15 protein-coding genes are annotated in these 15,894 nt (G+C 57.7%); 6 read left to right on the top strand and 9 right to left on the bottom strand.

The genetic code is table 11. The annotated features are described in order from the left end of the window. Nucleotides 1–23: 23 nt before the first annotated feature. The 3 genes from rmuC to udp form a co-directional block, all read right to left on the bottom strand. The gene (rmuC, locus tag F3J39_RS14905; RefSeq protein WP_104085848.1) at nucleotides 24–1,511 is read right to left on the bottom strand and encodes a DNA recombination protein RmuC; all 1,488 of its coding nucleotides are present in this window, start codon (nucleotides 1,509–1,511) and stop codon (nucleotides 24–26) included. A gap of 91 nt (nucleotides 1,512–1,602) precedes the next feature. After that, nucleotides 1,603–2,874 carry a tetratricopeptide repeat protein gene (locus tag F3J39_RS14900; protein ID WP_108570300.1) on the bottom strand — a complete coding sequence of 424 codons (1,272 nt, stop codon included), beginning with the start codon at nucleotides 2,872–2,874 and terminating at the stop codon, nucleotides 1,603–1,605. A 99-nt stretch (nucleotides 2,875–2,973) separates the two neighbouring features. Beyond that, nucleotides 2,974–3,735, bottom strand: coding sequence for a uridine phosphorylase (gene udp / locus F3J39_RS14895; RefSeq protein WP_039381790.1), 762 nt, complete (start codon nucleotides 3,733–3,735; stop codon nucleotides 2,974–2,976). A 300-nt stretch (nucleotides 3,736–4,035) separates the two neighbouring features. On the opposite strand from udp, the gene F3J39_RS14890 reads away from it, so the two are divergent. From F3J39_RS14890 to F3J39_RS14880, 3 genes are all read left to right on the top strand, one after another. Continuing rightward, a complete protein-coding gene (locus F3J39_RS14890) occupies nucleotides 4,036–4,872 on the top strand; it encodes a dienelactone hydrolase family protein (protein WP_071668202.1) in 837 nt (278 codons plus the stop codon). A 180-nt stretch (nucleotides 4,873–5,052) separates the two neighbouring features. After that, the gene (gene metR / locus F3J39_RS14885) at nucleotides 5,053–5,988 is read left to right on the top strand and encodes an HTH-type transcriptional regulator MetR (protein WP_039381784.1); all 936 of its coding nucleotides are present in this window, start codon (nucleotides 5,053–5,055) and stop codon (nucleotides 5,986–5,988) included. Nucleotides 5,989–6,081: 93 nt separating this feature from the next. Beyond that, complete coding sequence (locus F3J39_RS14880) at nucleotides 6,082–6,564, top strand: DUF1456 family protein (RefSeq protein ID WP_071668203.1); 483 nt, start codon at nucleotides 6,082–6,084, stop codon at nucleotides 6,562–6,564. Nucleotides 6,565–6,602: 38 nt separating this feature from the next. Here the strand turns inward: F3J39_RS14880 and F3J39_RS14875 are convergent, their stop codons facing one another. Continuing rightward, entirely contained in the window at nucleotides 6,603–7,463 is an 861-nt protein-coding gene (locus F3J39_RS14875) for a carboxylate/amino acid/amine transporter (protein ID WP_039385681.1), read from the bottom strand. Between the two features lie 402 nt (nucleotides 7,464–7,865). On the opposite strand from F3J39_RS14875, the gene glpT reads away from it, so the two are divergent. Further along, a complete protein-coding gene (glpT, locus tag F3J39_RS14870) occupies nucleotides 7,866–9,206 on the top strand; it encodes a glycerol-3-phosphate transporter (RefSeq protein ID WP_071668204.1) in 1,341 nt (446 codons plus the stop codon). A gap of 33 nt (nucleotides 9,207–9,239) precedes the next feature. Here glpT and yigL read toward each other — a convergent pair whose 3' ends face one another. Then, nucleotides 9,240–10,040 carry a sugar/pyridoxal phosphate phosphatase YigL gene (gene yigL, locus F3J39_RS14865; protein ID WP_166714349.1) on the bottom strand — a complete coding sequence of 267 codons (801 nt, stop codon included), beginning with the start codon at nucleotides 10,038–10,040 and terminating at the stop codon, nucleotides 9,240–9,242. 32 nt (nucleotides 10,041–10,072) lie between these two features. Next, complete coding sequence (pldB, locus tag F3J39_RS14860; protein ID WP_166714348.1) at nucleotides 10,073–11,068, bottom strand: lysophospholipase L2; 996 nt, start codon at nucleotides 11,066–11,068, stop codon at nucleotides 10,073–10,075. Between the two features lie 104 nt (nucleotides 11,069–11,172). On the opposite strand from pldB, the gene rhtB reads away from it, so the two are divergent. Continuing rightward, nucleotides 11,173–11,796 carry a homoserine/homoserine lactone efflux protein gene (rhtB, locus tag F3J39_RS14855; RefSeq protein WP_094111154.1) on the top strand — a complete coding sequence of 208 codons (624 nt, stop codon included), beginning with the start codon at nucleotides 11,173–11,175 and terminating at the stop codon, nucleotides 11,794–11,796. A gap of 62 nt (nucleotides 11,797–11,858) precedes the next feature. Here rhtB and rhtC read toward each other — a convergent pair whose 3' ends face one another. The 3 genes from rhtC to pldA are packed head-to-tail and all read right to left on the bottom strand — an operon-like array spanning nucleotide 11,859 to nucleotide 15,219. Further along, a complete protein-coding gene (gene rhtC, locus F3J39_RS14850) occupies nucleotides 11,859–12,482 on the bottom strand; it encodes a threonine export protein RhtC (protein ID WP_104085852.1) in 624 nt (207 codons plus the stop codon). A gap of 12 nt (nucleotides 12,483–12,494) precedes the next feature. Then, nucleotides 12,495–14,321 carry an ATP-dependent DNA helicase RecQ gene (gene recQ / locus F3J39_RS14845; protein WP_039381770.1) on the bottom strand — a complete coding sequence of 609 codons (1,827 nt, stop codon included), beginning with the start codon at nucleotides 14,319–14,321 and terminating at the stop codon, nucleotides 12,495–12,497. A 19-nt stretch (nucleotides 14,322–14,340) separates the two neighbouring features. After that, nucleotides 14,341–15,219 (bottom strand): phospholipase A, encoded by an 879-nt coding sequence (pldA, locus tag F3J39_RS14840; RefSeq protein ID WP_039381766.1) that lies wholly within the window; start codon nucleotides 15,217–15,219, stop codon nucleotides 14,341–14,343. Nucleotides 15,220–15,385: 166 nt separating this feature from the next. Here pldA and F3J39_RS14835 point away from each other — a divergent pair, with 166 nt between their 5' ends. Then, nucleotides 15,386–15,856 carry a thioesterase family protein gene (locus F3J39_RS14835; RefSeq protein WP_039381765.1) on the top strand — a complete coding sequence of 157 codons (471 nt, stop codon included), beginning with the start codon at nucleotides 15,386–15,388 and terminating at the stop codon, nucleotides 15,854–15,856. Nucleotides 15,857–15,894 lie beyond the last annotated feature (38 nt).

The raw sequence follows: 15,894 nt of genomic DNA, 5'->3' as shown, positions 1-15,894 counted from the left end.
CGATCCGAGCACGTTGCCGCCGGTTATTCATTGATACGGCGCACTTCCGCTGCCGTTTCCGCATCATCCTCTGCCCAGCGCTCATCCGCTTCATCCGGCAGCGCCTGCTGCACCAGCTGCGGATTAATGGGCCGCTTAACTTCGACTCCCAGCGACTTAAACGCCTCGCTCTGGGCGATAAGATTGCCGCGCCCTTCTGCCAGCTTTTTCATCGCCTGCTGATAGCTCTGCTGCGCCTTGTCCAGATTATGTCCGATGCCGCTCATATCATCGACAAACAGCCGCATTTTGTCATAGAGCCGTGCGGCGCGATCGGCAATCCGCTGGGCGTTGCGGCTCTGATGCTCATAGCGCCACAGATTATTGATAGTACGCAGCGCCACCAGCAGCGTAGTCGGACTGACCAGCATGATATTCTGCTGCAGCGCCTCGCTAATCAGCTCAGGCTGCCGATCGATGGCCAGCAAAAACGCCGGCTCCACCGGTATAAACATCAGCACATAATCCAGCGAGCGTAAACCGGGTAATTGTTGATAATCTTTTCGCCCCAGCAGACGAATATGACCGCGCATCGCCGCAACATGGTCCTGAATAGCCAGCTCCCGTGCGGCATCATCCTCAGCGTTAAAGTAGCGCTCATACGCGACCAGCGTCATCTTGGCATCCACCACCACATCTTTGCCCTGCGGCAGCCGGACAATCACGTCGGGCTGCATGCGCCCCTGCTCCAGCGCGATGTTAACCTGGGTTTCATACTCATACCCCTCACGCAGGCCGGACGCTTCCAGTACCCGACTGAGCACCACTTCGCCCCAGTTACCCTGAATCTTGTTGTCGCCTTTCAGCGCTTTGGTCAGGTTTAACGCCTCCTGCGCCATTTGTGCATTGAGCTGCTGCAGCTGGCGGATCTCATACGTTAACGTATGACGCTCACGCGCCTCCTGACCAAAACTCTCATTGACCTGACGGCGAAAGCCATCCAGCTGATCGCGCAGCGGCGCAATCAGGCTGTTAAGACTCTGACGATTTTGCTCATCAACACGGCGACCGCTGTTTTCAAAAATGCGGTTCGCAAGATTCTCAAACTGGGCGCTCAGACGCTGCTCGCTGCTGGTCAGCAGCCGCTGCTTCTCTTCAGCGGCAAAGCGCGTCTCCTCCAGCCGGATAGTCACCTCGCGCAGCTCCGCTTCCTGTGCGCTGTTGACCTCCAGCTGATTACGCAGCTCGCGGCTGAGCTGTTCACTTTCAGCACGCCAGTAATCCAGCTGCTGCAGGCGCTCCTGCGCCCCGCTCAGGGTGCCATGCAGCTGCCGCAGCTCCTGTTCACGCTGCCGGAGCTGCAGCTGCAGCTGTTCCTGTTCGCGCTGCTGACGCTGCTGCGCCGCTTCCAGCAGGCGATGCTCCGCGGTCAGGCTGGCGTGCTGCTGACCGGCACGCAGCTGCGCCAGCAGCCAGCCGATACCCAGACCGGCCAGTGCCAGTACAAGCGTAATAATAAGTTGCTGATCCATGATCCCCCCGCCCCTCGCGATGCTCAGGGGAAAGGTAAAGTTGGCCTGGAGGAATGTCTACTGAAATCTCTGAACGCCAGGCCGCAGGAGGTCAGCAGGCTCTGACCGTGAGTTCGCCCGCTTTCCAGGCATCGATCAGGAAAAACGGCATCGGCAGCACCCATTCACTCTCATTCACCACGCGCGCCGGATAACACCAGCTCTGGCCGCCACAGGCGAGTTCAACCTGCTGCGCACCGTTGCAGGGGGCAGTGGCCTTACCGGTCATGCTGGCATAGCCGGCGTTACTGCCGACATGAAAATGTTCTGTCTGCCAGCGAACGGGGGCGTGAGCGGGCCACGGCTGCGCCTGATGAAAATGAAAAAGATCGTCATGACTGAGCAGGCTGGCACGAACGGTGGGCCACAGCGCCACTTTGAGGAAATATTGATCGGTGAAGCGCTGATTGCCGGTGTAGCGCGCCATAAAGTCGCGCATCTGCTGCGCAAGGTTGCGGACGACGCCGTGACAGCCGCCCCACATTCCGGCCAGCAGCAGTTCGGTATGGGTAAAGTAATCACGCATATGATGAAACCAGAACGGCGAGTCGAGCCAGGCCTGCACGGCCGCAGCTTCGCGCTCTGACAGCAGCGAGTCGGCGTCGCGAATGATAAAGCGCCTGACCGTGGGGTCATCCATCACCAGAAAGCGCCAGAGCGTAGGCTGAATCTCTTTTTCGTGCGACATATCCACCAGCTGCGCGCCGGCGTGCTGCAGGCGCTGCCAGACATGCTGCGGCACGCTTTCATCCAGATAGACGCGACACTGCCATGCCGGATAGAGCTCGCGCGCCACTTCAACGTTTTTAATCAGCGTTTCGCAGTAGCGCGGCTGGTTGCCATACAGGCTGAACGCAATACTGTTTTCCGCCGGGTTGTGCGGGTTAAACGCCGGCGGCGCATCAGCCGGAAACGGGTGCTTTTGTCCGGCAGAAAAGCGCGCATCGGAGTGCATCAGCGAAGCCAGGCCGTAGCGTGCCACCTCATCCGGCTTATCCAGCCAGCCACAGACCTCGGTCAGGCCATCCAGCCAGGTTTCCGAAGCCTGTGCACGCTGTGCGTCAGGCGCCTGGCAGATTTTCTGATAGATTTTGTACGATTTTTTATAGTCGCCGGTGCGCATCAGCGTCAGTGCATAGTCGCTGAGCACCTGCATATGGTTCGGCATTACCCGCAATACCGCTTCACAGCACTGACGCGCCTGCGCGTAGTCGCCGTCGGCCATCGCCTGGCGAAACTGCGTGGCGGCGTGTTCAACGCGCGCCTGCGCAGCAGCGGGATTATTGACAGCGGCGGAACGGGGAGCGGAGAAGGTTTTGCGCATAAAAGGGATCCCAGAGTTCGCTGAATAGGTGCGCATCCTGATTCGTCAGCGGCTGAGTTCCCTGTGAGGCGGGTCCCGCATCCATTGCCAACTGGCGCGCTACAGTAAGCGACGCGCGGCTTCCACCACAATTTTCACAGCGTCGCTCTCGGTCTGCTTCATGGTTGCCGCGTCCGGGATCTCTTTTTGCGTACGGTTCACAATGACGCCAGCCACCATGCCGGCACGCAGTCCCTGACTGGCGCACATGGTTAACAGTGTAGCGGATTCCATCTCATAGTTAAGTACGCCCATCGCCTGCCACTCCTGCATGGAGCCCTGGAAGCGATTGACCACGCGACCAGAGAAGGTGTCGTAACGCTCCTGCCCCGGATAGAAGGTGTCAGAAGAGGCAGTGATGCCGATATGGGTACGCGCGCCGCACTCTTCTGCCGCCGCGACCAGCGCCGTGGTACAGGCAAAATCGGCCACGGCCGGGAATTCCATCGGAGCAAAGTGCAGGCTGGCGCCATCCAGGCGTACTGAGGCGGTCGTCACCAGCACGTCACCAACGTTAATGTGCGGCTGAATGGCACCGGTGGTGCCGACGCGCAGGAAGGTCCGGACGCCGAGCTGCGCCAGCTCCTCTACCGCAATTGAGGTTGAAGGACCACCGATACCGGTTGAGCAGACCACTACCGGCTTGCCGTCGATCTCCGCCAGCCAGGTGGTGAATTCACGATGCGACGCCAGATGCTGCGGATTCTCCATCAGCGCCGCGATTTTTTTCACCCGCTCCGGGTCGCCCGGGACGATCGCCAGCGTAGCGCCTTTCAGGTCAGCTTTAGTGATACCAAGGTGGAAAACGTCAGACTGGGTCATATCAGACTCCTGCTAATTAAGTATTGTGACGCGCACTCTACGTGAGGCAGCGCGACAAATATGTGATATCTCTCACTTCAAATAATGAAAGTTACATTACCAACCGCACTATTTGTGATTTTTGTCACAATATAACGCGCCGTTTCACACATTTATCCGGCACGGTGCTGCGTAAGCTTCAGCGGCAATGTTAATACAGAAGCCGCATCTGAGAATCTGTTCCTTTTACCCTGTAACCATCCGGCCATCATGACCAGGCTATAGTTACCTGATTGCGCACCTGCCAGCACGGAGAGAACCATGAAAACCACAGAAAATATGGCACAAGAATCGACCCCGGGTGGCTTCGCCTCAGCGGCGCAGCCCGCCGCCAGCAGCACAATCATTACCCAAAGCGATGCGATTCAGTGTGGCGAGACCTCAATTCCCAGCCAGGGGGAAAATCTGCCCGCCTGGTACGCACGACCTAAATCATTCAGCGGTACGCTGCCGGTGGTACTGGTGGTTCAGGAGATTTTCGGCGTACATGAGCATATCCGCGATCTGTGTCGCCGCCTGGCACTGGAGGGCTACCTCGCAGTGGCACCGGAACTCTATTTCCGCGAAGGCGATCCGCAGGAGTATCACGATATCCCGACGCTGCTCAGCGAGCTGGTGAGCAAAGTGCCCGACAGCCAGGTGCTTGCCGATCTCGATCATGCGGCAAACTGGGCTGCACGGCACGATGGCGATATTCGTCGTCTGGCGATTACCGGCTTCTGCTGGGGCGGGCGCATCAGCTGGCTGTTTGCCGCACACAATCCTCAGGTGCGTGCCGCAGCGGCGTGGTATGGCCGCCTGGAAGGAGAAAAAACGCTGAAGCAGCAGAAGCATCCGATTGATGTCGCCGTCGATCTGAACGCGCCGGTGCTCGGCCTGTATGGCGGGCAGGATGAGGGTATTCCGCTGGAGAGTATCGATAAAATGCGTCAGGCGCTGCATGCTGCCAATGCCAGAGCGGAAATTGTGGTCTATCCGGATGCCGGTCACGCGTTTAACGCCGATTATCGTCCAGGCTATCATGCAGAATCGGCCCGGGATGGCTGGCAGCGTATGCTGGCGTGGTTCAAACAGTATGGGGTAGCCCCCAGCGCATAACGTTATCCGGGGCGCTGAGGCGCCCTTTTTCATGCACGTTCTGCTTTTGACGCCCGCGTTTGCTGCCTCTGCGCACAGCAGCCCATCCCATTTAGCCATCCAGATGTTTACACCGCCACAATCTGCGGGTAGTGTATAGCTTACCGCGTTATTCGTTTTGTCCCGCTGTGAAGGATTCTCATGATCGAACTCAAACACCTGCGAACGCTGCAGGCGTTACACAACACCGGCTCGCTCGCCGCCGCTGCGGCGCAGCTGCACCAGACGCAGTCTGCCTTATCGCATCAGTTCAGCGATCTGGAGCAGCGCCTTGGCTTCCGGCTGTTTGTGCGTAAAAGCCAGCCGCTGCGCTTTACGCCGCAGGGTGAGATTTTACTGCAGCTGGCAGAGCAGGTACTGCCGCAGATCCAGCAGGCGCTGCAGGCGTGTCATGAGCCACAGCAGCAGGCCACACTGCGCATCGCTATTGAATGCCACAGCTGTATTCAGTGGCTGACGCCTGCGCTGAATAACTTCCGCAAAAGCTGGCCGCAGGTGGTGATGGATTTTAAATCCGGCGTCACCTTTGATCCGCAGCCGGCGCTGCAGCAGGGCGAGCTTGATGTGGTACTGACCTCAGATATTCTGCCGCGCAGCGGGCTGTTTTATACGCCGATGTTTGATTTTGAGATGCGGCTGGTGCTGGCACCCGATCATCCGCTGGCGCAGCGCACGCATATTACGCCGCAGGATTTCGCTGATGAAGTTCTGATGATCTACCCGGTACAGCGCCAGCGGCTGGATGTCTGGCGTCACTTTCTGCAGCCCGCCGGCGTCAGCCCGGCGCTGAAAAGCGTGGATAATACGCTGCTGCTGATTCAGATGGTTTCGGCGCAGATGGGGATCGCCGCCCTGCCGCACTGGGTGGTTGAGAACTTTGAAAAGCAGGGGCTGGTCGTCACCAAAACGCTGGGCGACGGTCTCTGGAGCCGGCTCTACGCCGCCGTACGCGAAGGCGAACAGCGTCAGCCGGTACTGGAAGCCTTTGTGCGCTTTGCCCGCCAGCACGCCTGCGATCACCTGCCGTTTGTGCGCGACGCTTCGCAGCCGGGCGCGGTATTACCCGGCGCATCCTGATGGTCCGGCGCGGCGTGCGCGCGCCGCGCTGTTATCCCCGCCCCGCCTGCACTATAATGCGCCGCCCTTACTGCATACCCGGAGAGTTTCACCATGACCAATAACGATGTTCTGCGCAGCGTGCGCTATATGCTCGATCTGAGCGATAGCAAAGTGGTGGAGATTTTTGCCCTTGCGGGAAGCGATGTGCCGCTGGAGGATGTGCAGGCCTGGCTGAAAAAAGAGGATGACGCCGCGTTTCGCAAACTGCCTGATGTACTGATGGGCTATTTCCTCAACGGCCTGATCTACTACCGGCGCGGTAAAAGCGACGATGCGCCGGCACCCTCTGTTGAACGCCGCATGAGCAATAACATCTTTCTGAAGAAACTGCGTATCGCGTTTGCGCTGAAAACCACTGATATTCCCGACATCCTGCTGAAAGCCAACTTCAAGGTTTCGCAGGGCGAAATCGGCGCTATCTTCCGCAATCCGGATCACAAGAACTACCGCGAATGTGGCGATCAAATCCTGCGTAATTTCCTGAAAGGATTAACGCTTATCCAGCGTCCGGGAACGCCGGCGAAGAAAAGCTGATCGCACGGCGCAGCCTGCAGGCTGCGCCCGCCACGTGCTCAGGCGTGACGCCTGCCGATCACCCAGCGTTTATGCACATAGAGTGAAGCGAAGATCACCGCAGCGCCCGCAATAAAGCTCGGCCAGTGCGGCTTCTCCTGCCAGATCGCCAGATTTACCAGCAGCCCCGCCGGAACATGCATATTGTTCATAATGCCCAGCGTGCCGGCATCCACCTGCGTGGCTCCATAGTTCCACATAAAATAGCCCAGCCCGGATGCGGCAACGCCCAGCCATATCAGCACGCTCCACTGCAGCGTGGTCGTGGGCAGCTTCTGCGGATTGCCCCACAGCGACCAGGCCAGCGCGGCAATCAGCACCGCTCCGAGATAGAACCAGGAGAACGCCGTATGCTGCGGCATGGGCCGCGTCTCCTGCAGCCGTTTGTATCCCACCATGCCGACAGCAAAGCAGAGATTCGCCGCCTGCACCAGCAGCAGACCCAGCCAGAAATGATCGCTGACTTTGTCATAGCGAATAATGGCTGCCCCCGCTACCGCCAGCAGCGCGCTGAAGGCGTAGCCGATGCGCAGCGGACGCCGGCTCAGCAGGTCATAAATCAGCGTAATATAGAGCGGCGTCATCACCGTAAACAGCAGGAACTCAGATACACTCAGGTAGAGATAGGCTTCAAAACTGAGCAGATACATAATGCCGAGCTGCAGCATTCCCACCAGCATATAAAGCAGCAGCGTTGATGCCCGGTAGCCGCGCCAGCGCAAAAACGGCAGAAAAACCAGCGCGGCCAGGCCCAGGCGCATCAACACGGAAAACCAGCTATCCACCTGGCCGGCCAGATATTCGCCGATCAGGCTAAAAGAAAAAGCCCACAATACAGTGGTGATAATAAGTAACAGCACGGCACACCATTCCCCGATAAACAGAGGCGCTAGTGTAATCAAACCTGCATGAACCAGCTGAATAATCTGGTTTACAACTGATCATATTTTGCCCGCTTGTGGCGGACAGCTGGCGATACGCGCTGGTCAGCTGTTACCTCCTGACACAGGCTCTGGTCAGAATGCGCATGAACACCGGCTTGAAACCTGGCAAAATGCGCGAAATCCAACATTTCCTGGTTTTTTTCGCTCCTGATTGTCATAAAACTGTAACATATGTGTCACACGTCACAGTAACGTGCAGCAACCATCTCTATCCTTTGCGCGATATGGAAACACCAGGTTTCCTTTGCGCTTATGCGTATTTCTGCCCCAACCTGCTGGGAAATTCATAACTATTCTGCGCCCCGGAGGGCCACACTCATGCTGAGTATTTTTAAACCTGCACCGCATCGGCCTCAGGTCGCTGACGATCGTGTTGATCCACTGTATCGCCGGCTGCGCTGGCAGATCTTCCTCGGGATCTTCTTCGGCTATGCGGCTTACTATCTGGTACGCAAAAACTTCGCGCTGGCGATGCCCTATCTGGTTGAACAGGGGTTCTCGCGCGGGGATTTAGGGTTTGCCCTCTCCGGCATCTCTATTGCGTACGGCTTTTCCAAATTTATCATGGGTTCTGTTTCCGATCGCTCAAACCCTCGCGTTTTTCTGCCGGCGGGCCTGATTCTTGCCGCCTCGGTCATGCTGTTTATGGGCTTCGTGCCCTGGGCGACCTCCAGCATTATGGTGATGTTTGTGCTGCTGTTCCTGTGTGGCTGGTTCCAGGGAATGGGCTGGCCGCCGTGTGGCCGCACCATGGTGCACTGGTGGTCACAGAAAGAGCGCGGCGGCATTGTTTCCGTGTGGAACTGCGCGCATAACGTCGGAGGCGGTATCCCGCCACTGCTGTTCCTGCTCGGTATGGCGTGGTTTAACGACTGGAAAGCGGCGCTCTATATGCCCGCGTTTGGCGCCATTCTGATCGCGCTGTTTGCGTTTGCCATGATGCGCGATACACCGCAATCATGCGGTCTGCCGCCGATTGAAGCGTGGAAAAATGACTATCCGCCTGATTACAGCGAGGACCATGAGCAGGAGCTGACCGCAAAGCAGATCTTTATGCAGTACATCCTGCCCAATAAGCTTCTGTGGTATATCGCGCTGGCAAACGTCTTTGTCTATCTGCTGCGCTACGGCATCCTCGACTGGTCGCCGACCTATCTGAAAGAGGTGAAACACTTTACGCTGGATAAATCCTCCTGGGCCTACTTCCTGTATGAGTATGCGGGCATTCCCGGTACGCTGCTGTGCGGCTGGATGTCAGACAAAGTGTTCAGAGGCAATCGCGGCGCGACCGGCGTGTTCTTTATGACGCTGGTGACAATCGCTACCGTGATCTACTGGCTTAACCCGCCGGGCAATCCGGGCATCGATATGCTCTGTATGATTGTGATTGGCTTTCTGATCTACGGCCCGGTGATGCTGATTGGCCTGCACGCGCTGGAACTGGCACCGAAGAAGGCCGCCGGCACCGCAGCGGGCTTTACCGGCCTGTTCGGTTATCTGGGTGGCTCCGTGGCAGCCAGCGCTATCGTTGGCTATACCGTTGATTTCTTCGGCTGGGATGGCGGGTTTATGGTGATGATCGCCGGCTCGGTGCTGGCAGTGGTGCTGCTGCTGCTCACCATGATCAACGAACATAAGCATAAGAAACAGCTCGGATAAGCGAGGCGGGCCGGGAGAGACCGGCCCGTTTTTTTACTCCAGAAAGAGTTTACGCAGCGTGTGCGGCACCGCATCGTCCGCATTGCTGCCAATGATCTCCAGCGACGGCAGCGTATCCTTCAGGCGCTGCTGACCGTTGTGCATAATGCACCCTTTACCGGCCATACTCAGCATCTCAACATCATTCATGCCATCGCCGAATGCGATGCACGCTTTCAGCGAATGCCCCAGCTGTTTTGCCACAGCCTCCAGCGCGTGCCCCTTCGACACGCCGCCCGCCATCACTTCCAGACAGGTTGGCAGCGAGAAACTGACGTTAACGCGATCGCCCCAGCGCGCTTCAATCGCCTGCTCCAGCGGCAGCAGACGAGCCGGATCGCTGCAGGTGAAGAAGACTTTGCTGATGCCATCGGTGGGCAATATTCCCGGCTCATAGAGCTGATACATAAACTCCGACTCCTGGAAATAGTCCTGCTCATCGGGATGGTGACGGTTCATAAACCACTCATCATCGCGATAAACATGGGTCAGAATATTTTCATCCTGATATTCCAGGGCGTAAAGCTCGCTGGCGATATCGCCGTCAAGATTGTGGCTGAAAATCAGCTCGCCTGCGGCGTTATGCACGCGCGCGCCGTTGGAGGTGATCATGTACGCCGGAATGCCGAGCTTGTCGCGCATCTGTCCCACATCGATATGGTGGCGGCCGGTGGCAAAAACAAAATGGATATCACGCGCCACCAGCGCCTGCAGCGTGGTACGGGCAAACGGCGTCAGACGATGTTGCGGCGAGAGCAGCGTGCCATCCAGATCGGATGCAACGATGTGAAACATGGAAACCTCGGGTTGTAATAACGGAAATAACGTCAGCTGAGATGACGGGCAAAAAAATCCACGGTGGCATTGAGCGCTTCGGCGCGCATTGCATCTGATTCAAACAGAATTTCATGTCGCGCGCCTTTAATGACGCGCGGTGCGTTACCTTCACAGGGATGCCCGGCTGCCGCCAGCGCCTGGCAGAAGAGATCCTGTGAACGGTTGTCCACCACATCATCTTCACTCGCCTGCAGCAGCAGCAGCGGCGTGGTGATATTTGCCGCCTGACGCATGATATTGCGTCCGGCCTGCACGCCTTCACGCACCCAGTGATAGGTCGGACCGCCGACGCGAATAGCCGGATCGTCAGCATAAAAGCGCAGATTGCGTCGATAGCGCTCGCGGCTGTGCGTCAGGCGGTTAATGCCAAACGGATGCGCGCGCCAGCGTCCGGTACCAAGGGCGTATCCGTCGCGCAGCGCCGGCCGCTTCTCTGCCCAGTCAAGAATACGGTGCGCCAGAAAGGGCGGCAGCGGTAGCACAATGCCAAACATAGGTGCGCACAGCACCGCCGCATGAAATGCCCGCGGCTGCCGGGCCAGAAACAGCGCGACAATCGCACCGCCCATTGAGTGAGCGAGGACATAGCGCTGCTGATAATGCTGGCTGACAATCTCTTTCAGGTAGAGCGTCTCCAGATCGTCAACATAGTCGCTGAACTCCACCACGTGTCCGCGGTGCGAATCTGCCAGCAGCCGCTCAGAGCGCCCCTGCCCGCGATGGTCAATAATCACCACATCGTAGCCGCAGTGAAACAGGTCGTATGCCAGCTCCGGGTATTTGATATAGCTTTCAATACGCCCCGGCACAATCAGGATCACGCGCGTGTGGTGTGGCGCAGTAAAACGTACATAGCGGAGAGTAAGATTACCCGTTCCGGTGAACTCACACTCTTCCCGCTGCCGCCAGAAGTCGAGCAGCGGACCGGTAGCAAACGCCGCAAAAGCGCGTTCACGCCTGAGCCAGCTCTCTCTGTGATGCTGCATCTGCCCCTCCCGGAGAGTTCAGTTCGCCCTGCTGGTATGCCATAGCGCAGCGCAATTTTCTGGCGTATTGTGTCATACTTCGCTCGCTTCAGGGAATGTCACACATGACGACAGAATGGTGGTTAACCTACCTGCTTACCACAACCATCCTCAGCCTTTCACCAGGCTCAGGCGCTATCAATACCATGAGCACCGGTATCAGCCACGGCTATCGCGGTGCGGCCGTATCGATTACCGGCTTACAGCTCGGACTGGCGGTGCATATTGTGCTGGTGGGGGCCGGACTCGGCGCGCTATTTTCACAGTCGCTGCTGGCGTTTGAGATCCTCAAATGGGCCGGTGCTGCCTATCTGATCTGGCTGGGTATTCAGCAGTGGCGCGCCGCTGGCAGCCTCGACCTGAACGCCGTTGCCAAAGCGATGCCGCGCCGGCACCTGTTTCAGCGCGCGCTGCTGGTGAACCTGACCAACCCTAAAAGTATCGTGTTTCTCGCCGCGCTGTTTCCGCAGTTTATTCTGCCCCATCAGCCGCAGCTGATGCAGTATCTGATTCTCGGCGTGACCACGATTGTGGTCGATATCATCGTGATGATTGGCTACGCCACGCTGGCAACGCGCATTGCGGGCTGGATCAAAGGCCCGAGACAGATGAAGCTGCTGAACCGCATTTTTGGCGGATTGTTTATGGCGGTCGGCGCGCTGTTAGCCAGCGCGCGTAAAATAGCGTAATAAACGGCCGGGTGTGCGGTCAGCCACACCCGGCGCAGCGTCGCCGTTTCAGGCGACCGGGCCTAGCGCGAAATAATCAGGTGAATGCCAAAACCGGCAAACAGCACGCCCGCCATGCCATCCACCCACTTTGCCATGCGCTGATACTTCTCGCGCATCCACGGCAGGGCAAAGATAGCGGCCACCAGCGCAAACCATGCAAAGGTTTCCGCAATAATCAGCAGGAATAGCCCCCAGCGCGTCGCGGCACCGACATCATTACCGACAAACAGCGAAAAGACGCTGCCAAAATAGATAATGGCTTTGGGATTGGACAGGTTTGTCAGCAGCCCTTTCAGAAAGCTCATGCCGCGCTTCGGCAGCTCCACCTCGGGTGCATCACTCTGCGGCTGCTTATGGCGCTGACGCGCCGAGCGCAGCAGCTGCCAGCCCATCCACAGCAGATAGAGCCCGCCGCCCACCATGATAATTTCATGCAGCCATGCCATTTTGGCCAGCAGCAGGTGCAGCCCCATCAGCGCTACGCCCGCCCAGACAACAATGCCCAGCGTAATGCCCAGCACGCCCATCATCGCCTCTTTACGCGAGCGGCTGGCCGCAGTTTGCGACACAAAAAAGAAGTCAGGGCCGGGGCTCATCAGCGCAACCAGGTGCACCAGCGCGACGGTAGCAAATAATATCAGCATGCGTTTAGTCCTTTATTCGTCATTATCAAGATGTTCCCGGATCATCAGCAGGAACGGCTTACCAAAGCGCTCCAGCTTGCGATGCCCTACGCCGTTTACGCTCAGCATATCTGACGCGCTGACCGGCAACTGTTCCGCCATTTCAATCAGCGTGGCGTCATTAAACACCACGTAAGGCGGAATATTCTCTTCATCAGCTATCGCCTTGCGCAGCTTACGCAGCTTGGCAAACAGCTTGCGATCGTAGTTGCCGCCGTACACTTTTGGCGCACTGCTGCGGCTTTTCGCCGTCACGGTGCGCGGTACCGCAAGCATCAGCGGTATTTCAGCGCGCAGTACCGGACGCGCGGCCTCGGTGAGCTGCAGCGCAGAGTGCATAGCGATATTTTGTGTCACCATGCCGAGGTGGATGAGCTGACGCAGTACGCTGATCCAGTGCTCCAGGCTCTGCTCGCGCCCCAAACCATAGATCGGCAGTTTGTCATGGCCGTTATCGCGAATACGCTGGCTGGCTGAGCCGCGCAATACTTCCACAATGTAGCTCATGCCAAAACGCTGGCCGGTACGGTAAATGCACGACAGCGCTTTCTGCCCGTCAACCAGCCCGTCATAGCGGCGGGGAGGATCGAGGCAGATATCACAGTTGCCGCAGGGCTGCTGACGCCCTTCGCCAAAGTAGTTCAGCAGTACCAGACGCCGGCAGGTTTGCGCTTCCGCAAACGCGCCCATCGCATTGAGCTTGTGACGCTCGATATCCTGCAGCGGCCCCGGGACTTTCTCTTCCAGGCATTTGCGTAGCCAGACCATATCCGCCGGATCGTAAAGCATCATCGCTTCAGCAGGCAGGCCATCGCGGCCGGCGCGGCCGGTCTCCTGATAGTAGGATTCGATGTTGCGCGGGATATCAAAATGCACCACAAAGCGTACGTTGGGTTTGTTGATCCCCATGCCAAACGCCACGGTAGCGACCACAATCTGCAGATCGTCGCGCTGAAACGCTTCCTGCACATGCGCGCGCTGTGCGCTGTCGATGCCGGCGTGATAGGCGCCCACGCTCAGACCACGGCTCTGCAGACGCGCGGCGGTATCTTCCACTTTTGCCCGGCTGTTGCAGTAGATAATGCCGCTTTTGCCGCGCTGCTCCTGTACGTAGCGCAGCAGCTGATCGGTGGGTTTAAACTTCTCCACCAGGGTATAGCGAATGTTAGGACGATCAAAGCTGCTGACCTGAATCAGCGGATCGCGCATCTGCAGCAAATGGACAATGTCGTTACGCGTGGTTTCATCGGCCGTGGCGGTCAGCGCCATCACCGGCAACTGCGGAAAGCGCTGCCTCAGCTGCCCGAGTGCGCCATACTCCGGCCGGAAGTCATGCCCCCACTGCGAAATACAGTGCGCTTCATCGACGGCCAGCATCACCGGATTCCAGTGCTGCAGCCCCTCGAGGAAGTTGTCCATCATCAACCGTTCCGGAGCGATGTAGAGCAGTTTGAGCTTCCCGGTACGGCAATCGGCAAAAACCTGCTGCTGCTGTTCGCGCGTCTGCGTCGAGTTAAGACACGCCGCCGCCACGCCGTTGGCCAGCAGCTGATCAACCTGATCTTTCATCAGTGAAATCAGCGGGGAGACCACCAGTGTCAGCCCGTCCTGCACCAGCGCCGGGATCTGATAACAGATCGATTTGCCGCCGCCGGTCGGCATGACGACCAGACAGTCGCGCCCCGAGAGCGCTGACTCGATAATGGATTGCTGACCCGGACGAAACTGCTGATAGCCGAAGGTGTCATGTAACACCTGCTGCGCCAGCGTTTCCTGATTGTGCACTGCCGAAATTGCCACGGTAATCCTGTTTTACTGATTAGAACAGATCGTTAAGCGTTACGCCCACGCCTAAACGGGTCTGACGGTGGTTATAGTCGATAAGCGATTCGCCATAGCCGCTGAACAGCTGCGTATAAAAGCGAACGTGTTCAGTGAGAGGATAGCTCCAGGCGAAGGTTGCGCCGCCGTAGCCGCTGTTCCAGTTATAGTTGCCTTCCACGCTGAAAATGCTGTCGCCCATCATATAGCCGAGCTTCGCGCGGTAATAACCCATGTATTTGGTAATGTCCGGGTTATCGTCATTGCTGGCGCTTTCCGGCAGACGATACCAGGGCTTGATCTCCGCAAGGAAGTTGCCGTTTTCTGCCATCAGGCGGGCGTAAAGGCGGTTCCAGCTGCGGGAAGTGGGATCGCTGCGACCATTGGACTGATGATTAACGCCCAGCTCCACATCGCGCAGCGTCCAGCCTGCCAGTGAGTAGTCCGTTGCCCAGCCCAGAAACAGCTGTGGCTCATAGTTCGTTTCGCGGAAGGGTGACGACGCGCCGCGATTCGACAGCTGCCACCATGAACGCTGAGTATACGAGGCGGCCAGTACTGAGTTATCACCTAAAATGCCGCGCCACAGCGGAAACGCCAGGCTGAGCTGGAATTTTACTTCATCTTTTTTCGCTTTGTCTGCCCAGTTGTAAGAGGAAATCGCCTCTTTATTCATGTCGCTGGTGTAGGTGTAAAGCAGGTAGTTGTTTTCATAGGGGTAAAGCACAAACGGATTGTCATGCTTTTCCAGCAGATTTGCGATCACGCTCCCCTTCACCGCAGGTGCGTCGTGAATATTTTTAATCGTGGCTTCATCTGCCTGCGCCAGTGCAGGAACGGTTAATGCCGCGGCCAGCATGACGTATTGCTTACGCATAGTGTTCTCCAGTGCGCTGCGTGGGAAGGTTTTCAGGGCGGTGGTACAAAAAGCAGGCCATTCTACACGCAAAGCGGGGCGTTGATCAGCGCCGATTTCTGAAACTGGAAAGCAGCGCGGGAGCAGCATAATATACACAACTTCTTAACATCTTAAGGCCGTAACTATGTCATCTCCGATGCTGACTCAGCAGGACGCGCGCCAGCTGATTGGTGAAATTTTTGTTTATCATATGCCGTTTAATCAGGCGCTGGGCCTGGAACTGGAACACCTTGATGCTGATACGGTCCGGCTGGCATTTGCCAATAAAACCATGCTGGTAGGCAACGCCGCACAGCAAATCCTGCATGGCGGCGTGATTGCCTCAGTACTGGATGTTACCGCCGGGCTGGTTTGCGTCAGCCATGCGCTGACGCGGCAGGAGAGCATCAGCGAAGAGGAGCTGCGGCAGCGGCTGGCGCGAATGGGCACTATCGATCTGCGGGTTGATTATCTGCGCCCGGGCCGCGGCGAGCGTTTTATCGCTACCGGCACTCTGCTGCGTGCCGGTAATAAAGTCGCCGTGGCGCGCGTTGAACTGCATAATGAGCAGCACGATTATATCGCTACGGCCACCGCCACCTACCTGATTGGTTAACCCACGCAGCGCAACCGGTGCGCCGCCTTATGGACAAT

Origin of the sequence: Pantoea sp. Acro-807 (assembly GCF_011752675.1) — a bacterium.
Classification (GTDB): Bacteria; Pseudomonadota; Gammaproteobacteria; order Enterobacterales; family Enterobacteriaceae; genus Pantoea; species Pantoea eucrina.
Note: the sequence above shows the minus strand (reverse complement) of the source record. Positions and strands in the feature narration are given on the sequence as shown.